At 59.1% G+C, this 12,059-nt stretch carries 13 protein-coding genes and 1 pseudogene; 10 read left to right on the forward strand and 4 right to left on the reverse strand.

Features of this window, described 5'->3' with window-relative positions; translation table 11 throughout:
- Positions 1–41 precede the first annotated feature (41 nt).
- Positions 42–1,115, forward strand: coding sequence for a bifunctional DNA-binding transcriptional regulator/O6-methylguanine-DNA methyltransferase Ada (ada, locus tag CAG25_RS09020; RefSeq protein ID WP_085610420.1), 1,074 nt, complete (start codon positions 42–44; stop codon positions 1,113–1,115).
- Here ada and CAG25_RS09025 read toward each other — a convergent pair whose 3' ends face one another.
- Positions 1,116–2,099, reverse strand: coding sequence for an MDR family oxidoreductase (locus CAG25_RS09025; protein WP_085610421.1), 984 nt, complete (start codon positions 2,097–2,099; stop codon positions 1,116–1,118). It lies immediately after the preceding gene.
- Positions 2,100–2,312: 213 nt separating this feature from the next.
- On the opposite strand from CAG25_RS09025, the gene CAG25_RS09030 reads away from it, so the two are divergent.
- From CAG25_RS09030 to CAG25_RS09070, 9 genes are all read left to right on the forward strand, one after another.
- Positions 2,313–3,374, forward strand: coding sequence for a nitronate monooxygenase family protein (locus tag CAG25_RS09030; protein ID WP_085610422.1), 1,062 nt, complete (start codon positions 2,313–2,315; stop codon positions 3,372–3,374).
- 173 nt (positions 3,375–3,547) lie between these two features.
- Positions 3,548–4,303, forward strand: coding sequence for a molybdate ABC transporter substrate-binding protein (modA, locus tag CAG25_RS09035; RefSeq protein WP_085610423.1), 756 nt, complete (start codon positions 3,548–3,550; stop codon positions 4,301–4,303).
- Positions 4,304–4,984: a molybdate ABC transporter permease subunit gene (gene modB / locus CAG25_RS09040; protein WP_085610424.1), complete on the forward strand. Its 681-nt coding sequence runs from the start codon at positions 4,304–4,306 to the stop codon at positions 4,982–4,984.
- Positions 4,985–4,987: 3 nt separating this feature from the next.
- A complete protein-coding gene (gene modC / locus CAG25_RS09045; protein WP_085610425.1) occupies positions 4,988–6,067 on the forward strand; it encodes a molybdenum ABC transporter ATP-binding protein in 1,080 nt (359 codons plus the stop codon).
- A gap of 73 nt (positions 6,068–6,140) precedes the next feature.
- Positions 6,141–7,178 carry a DNA topoisomerase IB gene (locus CAG25_RS09050; protein WP_085610426.1) on the forward strand — a complete coding sequence of 346 codons (1,038 nt, stop codon included), beginning with the start codon at positions 6,141–6,143 and terminating at the stop codon, positions 7,176–7,178.
- A 143-nt stretch (positions 7,179–7,321) separates the two neighbouring features.
- Positions 7,322–8,947: an ABC-F family ATP-binding cassette domain-containing protein gene (locus CAG25_RS09055; RefSeq protein ID WP_085610427.1), complete on the forward strand. Its 1,626-nt coding sequence runs from the start codon at positions 7,322–7,324 to the stop codon at positions 8,945–8,947.
- A gap of 71 nt (positions 8,948–9,018) precedes the next feature.
- Entirely contained in the window at positions 9,019–9,249 is a 231-nt protein-coding gene (locus tag CAG25_RS09060; protein WP_085610428.1) for a hypothetical protein, read from the forward strand.
- A 120-nt stretch (positions 9,250–9,369) separates the two neighbouring features.
- Positions 9,370–9,600 (forward strand): hypothetical protein, encoded by a 231-nt coding sequence (locus CAG25_RS09065; protein WP_039768768.1) that lies wholly within the window; start codon positions 9,370–9,372, stop codon positions 9,598–9,600.
- A gap of 82 nt (positions 9,601–9,682) precedes the next feature.
- Positions 9,683–9,967: a hypothetical protein gene (locus CAG25_RS09070; RefSeq protein WP_085610429.1), complete on the forward strand. Its 285-nt coding sequence runs from the start codon at positions 9,683–9,685 to the stop codon at positions 9,965–9,967.
- A 125-nt stretch (positions 9,968–10,092) separates the two neighbouring features.
- On the opposite strand, the gene CAG25_RS09075 is transcribed toward CAG25_RS09070, so the two are convergent.
- From CAG25_RS09075 to CAG25_RS09085, 3 genes and pseudogenes are all read right to left on the reverse strand, one after another.
- Entirely contained in the window at positions 10,093–11,142 is a 1,050-nt protein-coding gene (locus tag CAG25_RS09075) for an acyltransferase (RefSeq protein ID WP_085610430.1), read from the reverse strand.
- Between the two features lie 67 nt (positions 11,143–11,209).
- Positions 11,210–11,611: a hypothetical protein gene (locus tag CAG25_RS29090; RefSeq protein WP_085610431.1), complete on the reverse strand. Its 402-nt coding sequence runs from the start codon at positions 11,609–11,611 to the stop codon at positions 11,210–11,212.
- Positions 11,611–12,035, reverse strand: a pseudogene (locus tag CAG25_RS09085) (cell wall hydrolase). The gene CAG25_RS29090 and the pseudogene CAG25_RS09085 overlap by 1 nt, the downstream one beginning before the upstream one ends.
- Positions 12,036–12,059: the final 24 nt, after the last annotated feature.

Raw genomic sequence — 12,059 nt, forward strand, 5'->3', positions numbered from 1 at the left:
CTGGTTAACCTGAAATTCAACAGGTCAACGGACTCTCCATCATGAAAACGCTTACCACCTCGCTGATCACTGAAGACGATCCACGCTGGGCCGCTGTCGTGGCGCGCGACCCTCGGGCGGACGGCCAGTTTGTCTATGCCGTGAAAACCACCGGCATCTATTGCCGCCCCAGCAGCCTGGCTCGCTTGCCGAAACCGCAGAACGTCGAGTTTTTCGACACCGCCAAGGACGCCGAGGCAGCGGGCTATCGTCCCAGCAAACGGGCGAGCAAGGATCAGACCGAAGTCGCCGCGCAACATGCTGCGACCGTCGCGGCAGCCTGTCGCCAAATCGAAGCGTCAGAAAATCTGCCGGCGCTCAATGATCTCGCCGAGACCGCTGGCCTGAGCGCCTTTCATTTTCATCGCGTGTTCAAAGCAGCGACGGGCCTGACGCCCAAAGGCTATGCAGCCGCGCATCGCTCGCGCCGGGTTCGTCAGCGTCTGGCAGACGGCGGCTCGGTGACCGAAGCGCTGTATGACGCCGGCTTCAATTCCAACAGCCGTTTTTACGAGTCGGCCGATCAGTTACTGGGTATGAAACCCGGCGACTTCCGGGCCGCCGGCCAGAACAACGACATCCGCTTCGCCGTCGGCCAGTGCTCGCTCGGCGCCATTCTGGTGGCACAGAGCGAGCGCGGGATCTGCGCGATTCTGCTGGGCGACGATCCACACCAATTGGTGTGCGACCTGCAGGACCAGTTTCGCCGGGGCAACCTGATTGGCGCCGATGCCGAGTTCGAACAACTGATCGCCCACGTCGTAGGCTTCATCGAAGCGCCTGCCATCGGACTGGATTTGCCGCTGGATGTGCGCGGCACAGCATTTCAGGAGCGGGTGTGGCAGGCGCTGCGCGAAATACCGGTCGGCAGCACCGCCAGCTACGCGGACATCGCCTTGCGTATCGGCTCACCAAAAGCCGTGCGCGCAGTGGCCCAGGCTTGCGGCGCCAACAGTCTGGCGGTAGCGATCCCCTGTCATCGCGTTGTGCGCAGTGACGGCAATCTGTCGGGCTACCGCTGGGGCGTGGAGCGCAAGCGCGAATTGCTCGAGCGTGAAGGCAAACCCCGACTGTAATCAGCGATTCACATCAACTACAACTCGCCCCCGGAGTTGCCCCGCCAGCAACTTCGGTGCCGCGTCGATAGCTTCGCCGAGGCCGATTTCATGACTGATCAGTGGCAACAGGGCAAAATCCAGATCCTTCGCCAGACGATCCCAAGCCTCGATGCGCCGCGCCTTGGGCTGAGTCACGCTGTTGATCCCGGCCAGCGTCACGCCACGCAGAATGAACGGCGCCACGGACGCCGGAAAATCCATGCCCTGAGCCAGACCGCACGCAGCCACTGTACCTTCGGCCCGAGTGCTGGCACAGGCATTGGCGAGCGTGTGGCTGCCGACCGAATCGATGACGCCCGCCCAACGCTCCTTGGCCAGCGGCTTGCCGGGTTCGGACAGGGTGGCGCGATCAATGATTTCGCTGGCACCCAGTTGTGTCAGGTATTCGTGTTCCGACACCCGACCGGTCGAAGCGACCACGCGGTAGCCAAGCTTGCTCAACAACGCAATGGCAAAACTGCCGACGCCGCCGTTGGCGCCGGTCACCAGCACTTCGCCCTGTTGCGCTGTCACGCCGTTACGTTCCAGCGCCATGATACACAGCATCGCCGTATAGCCCGCTGTGCCGATGGCCATGGCTTGCGCAGCGGTGAATGCCTTGGGCAGCGGAATCAGCCAGTCACCGTTCAGTCGCGCCTTCTGCGCCAGGCCACCCCAGTGGCTTTCGCCGACGCCCCAGCCATTGAGCAGCACCGCGTCGCCAACCTTGTAGTCCGGGTGTGAGCTGACTTCGACGGTGCCCGCCAGATCGATCCCCGGCACCATCGGAAACTTGCGCACCACCGGGCTGCTGCCGGTGATCGCCAGGCCGTCCTTGAAGTTCAGCGTGCTGTAAGCGACATCCACTGTCACATCGCCCTCCGGCAACTGCTCGTCGCTGATTTCCTGCAGGTTGGCGCGATAACCGCTGTCGTCTTTATCGATCAGAATGCCTTTGAACATGACTGCCTCTTATCGGTGAAATTAAGGATGTCGAGGCATTGGAATAGCACATTGCAACATTTTGCCCCAGTCGACTTTTAGCCAATCGGGCGTGAACACCGAGCCAGCGCCCGCTGCTCAAGCTACAAATCTGTGCTGGTCATGGGGGTGGCTTTGCGTTAAAAAACCGGCTGCTACCGTCCCTGCCTGTTTTGTCGTCGGAGAAGCTATTCCATGAGCCAATGGCCTGATACCCGCATTCTTGACCTGTTCGGCATCGAACTGCCGATCATCCAGGGCCCCATGGCCGGAGCCACTAATTCATCCATGGTCATCGCAACTTGCAACGCCGGTGGCCTCGGTTCGATGCCGGCGGCGATGCTGACCATCGAGCAACTGCGCGAAGAACTGAAGACCATTCGCCAAGGCACGAGCAAGCCATTCAACGTCAATTTTTTCTGCCATCAAGCTCCGGGCGCGGATGAGCAAAAAGCCCGTGAATGGAAAAACCTGCTGGAACCCTACTATCGCGAACTGGGTGTCGATTTCGATGCGCCGACGCCGGTGTCAAACCGTGCGCCCTTCGATGCGACCGCCTGTGAAGTGCTGGAAGAATTTCGCCCTGAAGTGGTGAGCTTTCACTTTGGCCTGCCGGAAAAATCCTTGCTGGATCGGGTCAAGGCCACTGGTGCGAAAATCATCTCGTCGGCAACCACCGTCGACGAAGCGATCTGGCTCGAGCAGAACGGTTGCGACGCGATCATCGCCATGGGTTACGAGGCCGGCGGCCATCGCGGGATGTTCCTCAGCGCTGACCTGAGCAGTCAGGTCGGTACGTTTGCCCTGGTGCCGCAAGTGGTCGACGCGGTGAGCGTCCCGGTGATTGCGGCCGGTGCGATTGCCGATGCGCGCGGCGTCGCGGCAGCGTTCATGCTCGGCGCTTCGGCGGTTCAAGTCGGGACGGCGTATCTGTTTACCCCGGAAGCGAAAGTCAGTGCGTCGCATCACAAGGCCTTACGCACCGCCAAGGAAAGCGAGACGGCGGTGACCAACCTGTTTACCGGACGCCCGGCGCGGGGGATTCTCAATCGGGTGATGCGCGAACTGGGCCCGATGTCGGACAAGGCCCCCGCTTTTCCGCTGGCTGGCGGTGCCTTGATGCCGCTGCGTGCAAAAGGCGAAGCAGATTTCAGCAACCTCTGGGCCGGCCAGGCCTTCACACTCGGCAAAGACCTCGGCAGCGCTGAACTGACCCGGCAACTGGCTGAGGGCGCACTGGCAAGACTGACGCGGTGATGAACCCGAACGGGTGAGGAGCGTGGCGCCTTCGCCCGGTTTAAAAGCAGTGCTTCCTGTTTGGCGGCATTTCGCTATATATTTCGCTATATAGCGTTTCACCCCTTCGCATCGGCGCAGTCTACCTTCCAATAACAACTGCCCACTGCACTTGCCACCCACGGAGCCGTTTCATGATCAATCGTGCCTCACGCTTTGCCCCTGCCCTGCTCGCGGTATTCGCCATCGGCGCGGCGCAGGCCGACGAAGTGCAAGTCGCGGTCGCGGCCAATTTCACCGCGCCGATCCAGGCGATTGCCGCTGACTTTGAAAAAGACACCGGGCACAAACTGGTCGCAGCCTATGGCGCCACCGGCCAGTTCTACACCCAGATCAAAAACGGCGCGCCGTTCGAAGTTTTCCTGTCGGCCGATGACACCACCCCGGAAAAACTCGAAAAAGAAGGCGACACCGTCAAGGGGTCGCGCTTCACCTATGCCATCGGCACCCTGGCGCTGTGGTCGGCCAAGGAAGGTTACGTCGACGCCAACGGCGATGTCCTGAAGAAAAACCAATACCAGCACCTGTCCATCGCCAACCCGAAAGCAGCGCCTTACGGTCTGGCCGCCACTCAGGTGCTGGAAAAACTGAAACTGACGAACGCCACCAAAGCCAAGATCGTTGAAGGCCAGAACATCACCCAGGCCTACCAGTTCGTGTCCACCGGCAACGCCGAGCTGGGCTTTGTCGCCCTGTCGCAGATCTACAAGGACGGCAAGGTCAGCAGCGGCTCCGCGTGGATCGTTCCGGCGAACATGCACGACCCGATCAAGCAAGACGCCGTGATCCTCAACAAAGGCAAGGACAACGCCGCTGCCAAGGCGCTGGTTGATTACCTTAAAGGCCCGAAAGCCGCTGCGGTCATCAAGTCCTACGGTTATCAACTGTAAATGTCGCTGACGAGTGCCGATTTCGCGGCGATCTGGCTGACCCTGAAACTGGCGTCCCTGACCACCGCGATCCTGCTGATCATCGGTACGCCGATTGCCCTGTGGTTGTCGCGCAGCCGTTCCTGGCTGCGCGGTCCCATCGGCGCGATTGTCGCGCTGCCGCTGGTGCTGCCACCGACGGTCATCGGTTTTTATCTGCTGCTGGCCCTTGGCCCCAATGGCTTCATCGGGCATTTCACTCAGTGGCTGGGGCTTGGCACCTTGACCTTCAGCTTCACCGGCCTTGTCATCGGTTCGGTGCTCTATTCCATGCCATTCGTGGTGCAGCCGTTGCAAAACGCCTTCTCCGCAATCGGTATTCGTCCTCTGGAAGTGGCGGCGACCTTGCGCGCCAATCCCTGGGACACTTTTTTCAGCGTGATTCTGCCCATGGCTCGCCCTGGCTTCATCACCGCGGCAATCCTCGGCTTCGCCCACACCGTCGGCGAATTCGGCGTAGTGCTGATGATCGGCGGGAATATTCCCGACAAGACCCGGGTGGTTTCCGTACAAATTTACGACCACGTCGAAGCCATGGAGTACGCACAGGCGCACTGGCTGGCCGGGGCGATGCTGGTGTTCTCGTTTCTGGTATTGCTGGCGCTGTATTCCAGCCGCAAGACCCGCACGGGCTGGAGCTGATCGATGATTGATGCACGCCTGAAACTGGCCTGGTCGGGCTTCAGCCTCGACGTTGATCTGCAGCTGCCCGGTCGCGGCGTGACGGCGCTGTTCGGTCAGTCCGGCTCGGGCAAGACCACGTGCCTGCGCTGCATTGCCGGGCTTGAGCGCGCGCCGCAAGCCTTTATCCGCATCAATGACCAGGTCTGGCAGGACAGCGAAAAAGGCATCTTCGTGCCGCCACACAAACGTGCGGTCGGCTATGTGTTACAAGAAGCCAGCCTGTTTGCGCATCTGTCGGTGCTGGCCAATCTGCAGTTCGGCCTCAAACGCATTCCCAAGGCGCAGCGCCGGGTCGACATGGCCCAAGCCACCGAACTGCTGGGCATCGGCCATTTGCTGGATCGTCACCCACAGCATCTGTCCGGCGGCGAGCGCCAGCGTGTCGGCATCGCCAGGGCGCTGCTGACCAGCCCTGAATTGCTGCTGATGGATGAGCCTTTGGCAGCCCTGGACAGTCAGCGCAAAAGCGAAATCCTGCCCTACCTGCAACGCCTGCATGACGAACTGGAAATCCCGGTGTTGTATGTCAGCCACGCCCAGGACGAAGTGGCCAGGCTCGCCGACCACCTGGTGCTGCTCAGCGACGGCAAAGCGCTGGCCAGCGGCCCGATTGGTGAAACCCTGGCGCGGCTCGATCTGCCGCTGGCCATGGACAATGACGCCGGGGTGATCATCGAAGGCCAGGTCAGCGGCTACGATGCCGACTATCAATTGCTCACCCTGCAACTGCCGGACTCGCCACTGAGCATTCGCGTGACCCACGCGCCGATGACGACGGGCCAAAGTCTTCGCTGCAAGGTACACGCGCGAGACATCAGCCTGACTCTGCAAAACAGTGAGTTCAGCAGCATCCTCAATCGACTGCCGGTTACGGTCGTCAGCGAGCAGCCGGCGGATAACGCCGCGCATGTGCTTATCCGCCTCGATGTTGGGGGCACACCACTGCTGGCGCGCATCACTCGCTACTCGCGGGACCAACTCGGCGTGCATCCGGGCCAGTCATTGTGGGCCCAGATCAAGGCCGTCGCGGTGCTGGCGTAAACCCGCGGGCACGTCCGTCATGGCGTGCGGTCAATGGTTTTAACAGCCTGATTGCCGCGAAGGAAAATCCGCCATGCCCGATACTGCGCTCACCGAGGTATTGCCTTCGGATCTGCATTACGTCGATGACACCCAGCCGGGTATTAGCCGAAGAAAACTGCGCGGAAAATTCGCCTATTTCAATCCCGAAGGCCAGCGCATCACCGACCCTGACGAGATCAAGCGCATCAACTCGCTGGCCGTTCCGCCGGCCTACACCAACGTGTGGATCTGCGCCGACCCGTGCGGCCATCTGCAAGCCACCGGTCGCGATGCCCGTGGACGCAAGCAATATCGCTATCACGCTCGCTGGCGCGAAGTGCGCGACGCGGACAAGTATTCGCGCCTGCGCGAATTCGGGCTGGCGCTGCCCAAGTTGCGCAAACAGCTGGAAGCGCTGCTGGCATCGCCCGGGTTCAGCCGCGACAAAGTCATGGCCACGGTCATCACGTTGCTCGACGCCACCCTGATTCGCGTCGGCAATACGCAATACGCGCGGGACAATCGCTCCTACGGCCTGACCACCCTGCGCAGCCGGCATGTCGAGGTCAACGGCAGCGCGATCCTGTTCCAGTTTCGCGGCAAGAGCGGCATCGAGCATCAGATCACAGTGAAGGACCGGCGATTGGCGCGGATCATCAAGCGCTGCCTGGAAATACCAGGGCAGAACCTGTTTCAGTATCTGGATGAAAACGGCGAGCGACACACCGTCAGCTCTTCCGACGTCAATACCTACCTGCAAACCCTGACCGGCGCGGATTTCACCGCCAAGGATTACCGGACCTGGGCCGGCAGCGCATTGGCGTTGGCGGTCCTGCGAGAGCTGCAATGGGAGTCCGAGAGCGAGGCCAAGCGGCATGTGGTCGAGATGGTGAAAGGTGTCGCCCGCCAACTGGGCAACACGCCGGCGGTCTGTCGCAAATGCTACATCCACCCGGCGGTGGTCGAGCACTTCATGCTCGGCGCCTTGGCCGAATTGCCGAAGCCGCGCGTCCGCAAGGGGCTGCGCAAGGAAGAAGTCGCGCTGGCCCTGTTTCTCGAACGCATGGTAGAGAAGGCAACAGCGCCTTGAAGCCTTCGCCCATCTCGAATAGGCTACGCCCTCCTACCTCCTCAGGACGACCGCAGAAGTGAACAACTAAGCCTTCAAAAATGTAATCGCGACACGCCGCTCAAGGCGCCTGTCAGTGCTCACAACATTTTTTGGAGGTGCCGATGACTCACGTCTCGCGTACGCCTGCTCTCGTCTCCCTGAACCAGCTGGGTTTTCAGTTCGCCAATGGCGAGACGATTTTCACTGCACTCAACCTGAAATTCGATCACACCCCGACCGCCATCGTCGGGCGCAATGGCGTTGGCAAAAGCGTACTGGCGCGCCTGATCGTCGGACAGTGGCAACCCACCACCGGTAGCGTGACGCGTTCCGTAACGACGACCTACGTGGCGCAAACCTTTATTGGCGCACCCGGCGAAACGGTCGCCGAGACCACCGGCAGCGCCGCCATTCTTGAGGCGCTCGAGCGCATGAAGAATGGCGGCGGATCGGCCGAGGATTTCGATCTCATAGGTGAACAATGGGACCTGGCAGAGCGCCTGCGGCGTATGCTCGATGACGCCGGGCTGACCGAGGTTGCCCTCTCCGACGAGACCGGCAAACTCAGTGGCGGCCAGCAAGCACGAGTCGCGCTGATTGGCGCGTTTATCAGCCAGGCTGAATTGCTGATCCTCGATGAGCCGACGAACCATCTGGATGCATCGGGACGGCAATGGCTGATGAACTCGCTTGAGCGCTGGCACACCGGGTTGATCGTCGTCAGCCATGATCGGCAATTGCTCGACCGGATGCAGCGTATCGTTGAGTTGAGCGCGTCGGGGGCTATCGAATTCGGTGGCAATTACTCGGCATTCCGCGAGCACCAGCGAATCTATCAAGCGGCGGCGCAGGCACGTCTGGATCAGGCCAGAAGCGAGCGTCAGCGCGAGCGGATTCGACTTCGCCGCGAGCACGACACGATACAACGCCATGCTGCCAACTCCCGACGCAATGCCGAAACCGCCAATATTGCCAGTTTCGAATACGTCGCGATCAAGGGCGCCGCACGGGAAATCATGGGGCATGTCCGTCAGGGACATCAGGCCCGCAAGTCCGAGCTCGATGCCCAGGTACGCGAGGCTTATGCCAAGGTACAGCCCGAGGACAGCGTGCTGATCAACCTGCCCGGGAGCGCCGTGCCCAACAACCGTCAGATCTGCACGCTGAGTGAAGCCCGATTGCCGTGGCTGCCGGGCGATGCACTGAATCTCACGATCCATGGCCCGATGCGGATCGCTGTCAGCGGTCCCAACGGCTGCGGCAAATCAACCTTGCTGAAGGTGCTCGCCGGGGAACTCGCACCCATCAACGGAACCGCCACAACACACGTGCCCTTAGCATTCCTGGATCAGCAGTTGGCCCAACTGGACGATCAGCGCTCCATCACCGAACAGCTGATGATGCAGGGAACTGCGCTGACCGAGGGCACTCTGCGCAGCTATCTCGCTCACTTGCAACTGGATGCAAGCCGCGCCACGAGCCCCTGCGCGTCATTGAGCGGTGGCGAACGCCTGAAAGCGGCGTTGGCACTGGCCTTGTGGCGATCGGATCCTGCGCAGCTGTTGTTGCTGGATGAGCCGACCAATCACCTGGATCTGCCTTCCGTGGAAGCATTCGAGCGGGCATTGCAGACATTTCCGGGCGCCATTGTCGCCGTTTCCCACGATCAGGATTTCCTTGAGGCGTTGAATCCGACCCACCACCTGCGCTGGCGGCAGTCAGGCTGGCAACTGCAACCGACGAACTGACTTGCCTATTTTTTGCACGATTGGTCAGGGCTTCTATAGTTGATCTGGTAGGAATCAGCTGCGGTGACGCCATGGAAGACATATTTGTCGTGAAGCGCTGCAACAAGATTGTCATCCACGGCCGGCGCGCCGGAGAAACGCTCCATGAGCCCGCCGAAGCCTTGGGCTGGTATCGCATCTGCGACACACGAACCGGTGGTTTCATCGGCGATGGTTACGACCGGGAAGAAGACACCCGCAAGGAATGTCATTGGCTCAACACCGCCAGCTCGCAAGTGACCGCTCCCGAGTCGTCGGGCTGATAGCTGTCATTTACGGGTCTATACTCAAACCAGCTGAAGGAGCAGCGCCCCAACGGCAGAGAGCTCGCGCTTGGCGGGCTTTTTGCTGCTACCGAGCGGATTAATGAACGGAGGTGCTCCATGTCCGAAAAAGAGTCCATCACCACTCTGCTGACCTTGCTCGAGGCTCGGGAGGCGCGTCTCGCGGCAGCTTGCAAAGAGATCGCCGACTGGGTCGATCATCAAGGCGGACACCCGACCGCTCTGCGCATCCGCGACCGGCTGAACGATATCGACAAGGACACTCCCCTCATTCGCAGTACCTTGTCGTCGCTCAAACCCATTGATCGGCCACTACCACGCTTCAGATAGCTCGTCGATTCGCCTGGGGCATGAGAGAACGCCCTTGGTCGTGAGAGGTCAAAACCTTTACACGTCACCAAGGAGACGTCCCATGGTCATTCATTTCAAAGTCGACGGGCATCTGGCCTGTGGGCACAAGGGCAACAACCTCTCCTCCAGCAGCGAACTCAATCGAGTGAAGTGCCGTAGTTGCCGCAATACCGATGCGTACAAGGATGCGCGCAAAAATCAGCGCAATGAGGCGCGGCGCGCGGCTCGCCAATCCTGGGCCGCACACACGGCGTCCGACTGGCGTTCCGAGTGGATCGAGCGGTTGACGGCTATGGCCGGGCTTCAGCGTTTGCCTAGAGGATTTAGCGGGCAGGCGTTTGTTTGAGCACGAAAAAGGGCTTGCATGAGGTATGTCATGCAAGCCCTTGATATTCATGGTGCCCGAAGCCGGAATCGAACCGGCCAGCAGCATCAGCGTTCGTACTGGGCAACCTATCCAGTAGATCAGCGCTAACGGCTGCTTTCCAACACCTTTCCTGATGCTATTTCCGATCGGATTGGCACTAGGAAAATTTTTTGTAGCGGCCTTTCTAAAAACCTATAACTCAGCCAAGAGACTAACAAAGTTAACGAAAGAAAAAAAACAAAGTTAACCGCGTAACTACTTACTGGGGGCACCCACTCAAGAAAAGGCAAAAGAACGAAGTAATGAATCAGATACAGCGAGTAAGAAACCTTTCCGACCCACCTTAAAGGGCGACACGAAAGTATTGCTGACAAATAATATCTATCCGAAACAGCAATAATAAACAGAAACAAGAACTGCACCATAACGATATAGCTTCGCCACGAATCAACTTCAAGCCCAAGAAAAATCTTAGAAAACTTAGGAAACATGACCGGAACACTAATCAGAAGCAAAACTCCAACAACTGACTTTAACCTTGTTGAATTAGAAACTGGCTTACTGTTTGCAAAAATAGCAATGACCACACCAAATACAAAATAGTGGCACCTATTGAAAAAGTCATAACCATAGCTAAGGCCGCCAGCTACCAGCAGGCAGGTGATTGCTAAAAGAGAAGCTGCGATTACAGCACTCCCAGCTTTTGATGCTGCGAACCATATAGCAACGAAAGCTATGTAGAAAATAAATTCGATCTGAATCGTCCAAAGCACACCGTAGCCACGATCAATTAATGTGATTTGACCTAAGTACGCACTAAACGAGTCAATGTCTGACATTGCTATTTTTCCGGGAAATCCGGACCAAGACAAAAAAGAAGGAAGCGCGGCAATTATTATAAATAGTGGATAAACTCTTGCAACGCGCTTAAACGCATATTCCAACAGATTAGATCTAGTGAATTCCTGACCAAGATGAAGCTTGGCAATTAGAAATCCTGTGAGCATAAAGAACAGCATTACCCCAGCCTGCCCTCCACCCTCTCCTAAAACCCCTCCTAGCACGCCAGTCAAGTTACTATAATGACTAACGACCACTAAGAGGGCAGCGAAGCCTCTAAACCCATCAAGATTATTAATATGCTGCTGCTGCATCAAATTCACGCCAAAACAATTTTTCTCATTCTATCTGCAAAACCATCGAACACGAAGCTTTGGATAATTATTCAAAATGTGCAGGCGCCAGCGCTCTGATATAGGCCTGACAGGCCTGCAGGGCAATCAGCCCGCGATCGCCTTCGCCGGTGGTGGCGACAATTCGTTGAGCATGCGCTGGGTCAAGTTGGGCGCGTACGGCTGCATGATCCACGCCGCCGGTGACGACGGTTGCAGACACTGAACAGCCACCGGCTGAACCCGCATCGATGAGGACTGACAGCCGCTTGTCCTGCTCGGCCTGCTGCGCGGTGGTGGCGGCCATGGTCAGCTGATTGAGGGTTTCGGCGTGCAACCGGGCCTGCTCGGCCAACTGTTTGCCGTAGCGCCAGTCCCGGGACAGCCAAGCGCTGCCGGCGCCGATCAGCACCAGCACCACCGCGCATACGGTTTTCCACGGCGCCACCATCACGGAACGTCCTTGAAGAAGACGTGCCCGCCCAGCTTGAGGGTCTGTCGCGCCTTCACGGCCCAAGCCGGCGGCGTCTTCATGGCGAGCGCGTAGTAGTGCGTGGCACCGTTGGTGGGGTCCTGCACTTTCCCGTCGATCACCTGGTCGGCGGCAATCCGCGCCTGGGCCAATTCGCGGAAAGGGATCTGTCGCGCACCGCTAAGGAACAGAAAGTTCGGATCGTTCTTGTTCCAGCAGCTGAACCGGTACGGCTTCTGGCACACACCGGCGTAGCCCTCCCCCCACCACGAATTGTTTTTCCATCGAATACCCGATTACGGATCGTCCAAGCCACAGCCACCTGCCCGGCCGTTGATTCACCACGGGCTTCCCCCCACGGCGTGCGCGCGAGGACGTCTCGATCTTTTTCAGTTACAGGCATCATTTTCTCCAAGCGAAAAAAAGC

Origin of the sequence: Pseudomonas sp. B16(2017), from assembly GCF_002113205.1 — a bacterium.
Lineage (GTDB): Bacteria > Pseudomonadota > Gammaproteobacteria > Pseudomonadales > Pseudomonadaceae > Aquipseudomonas > Aquipseudomonas pharyngis.

Excerpts from the sequence above, each read along its gene's own strand:
- ada (WP_085610420.1), top strand. The coding sequence starts at position 42 with ATGAAAACGCTTACCACCTCGCTGATCACTGAAGACGATCCACGCTGG.
- CAG25_RS09025 (WP_085610421.1), bottom strand. The coding sequence starts at position 2,099 with ATGTTCAAAGGCATTCTGATCGATAAAGACGACAGCGGTTATCGCGCC.
- CAG25_RS09030 (WP_085610422.1), top strand. The coding sequence starts at position 2,313 with ATGAGCCAATGGCCTGATACCCGCATTCTTGACCTGTTCGGCATCGAA.
- modA (WP_085610423.1), top strand. The coding sequence starts at position 3,548 with ATGATCAATCGTGCCTCACGCTTTGCCCCTGCCCTGCTCGCGGTATTC.
- modB (WP_085610424.1), top strand. The coding sequence starts at position 4,304 with ATGTCGCTGACGAGTGCCGATTTCGCGGCGATCTGGCTGACCCTGAAA.
- modC (WP_085610425.1), top strand. The coding sequence starts at position 4,988 with ATGATTGATGCACGCCTGAAACTGGCCTGGTCGGGCTTCAGCCTCGAC.
- CAG25_RS09050 (WP_085610426.1), top strand. The coding sequence starts at position 6,141 with ATGCCCGATACTGCGCTCACCGAGGTATTGCCTTCGGATCTGCATTAC.
- CAG25_RS09055 (WP_085610427.1), top strand. The coding sequence starts at position 7,322 with ATGACTCACGTCTCGCGTACGCCTGCTCTCGTCTCCCTGAACCAGCTG.
- CAG25_RS09060 (WP_085610428.1), top strand. The coding sequence starts at position 9,019 with ATGGAAGACATATTTGTCGTGAAGCGCTGCAACAAGATTGTCATCCAC.
- CAG25_RS09065 (WP_039768768.1), top strand. The coding sequence starts at position 9,370 with ATGTCCGAAAAAGAGTCCATCACCACTCTGCTGACCTTGCTCGAGGCT.
- CAG25_RS09070 (WP_085610429.1), top strand. The coding sequence starts at position 9,683 with ATGGTCATTCATTTCAAAGTCGACGGGCATCTGGCCTGTGGGCACAAG.
- CAG25_RS09075 (WP_085610430.1), bottom strand. The coding sequence starts at position 11,142 with ATGCAGCAGCAGCATATTAATAATCTTGATGGGTTTAGAGGCTTCGCT.
- CAG25_RS29090 (WP_085610431.1), bottom strand. The coding sequence starts at position 11,611 with ATGGTGGCGCCGTGGAAAACCGTATGCGCGGTGGTGCTGGTGCTGATC.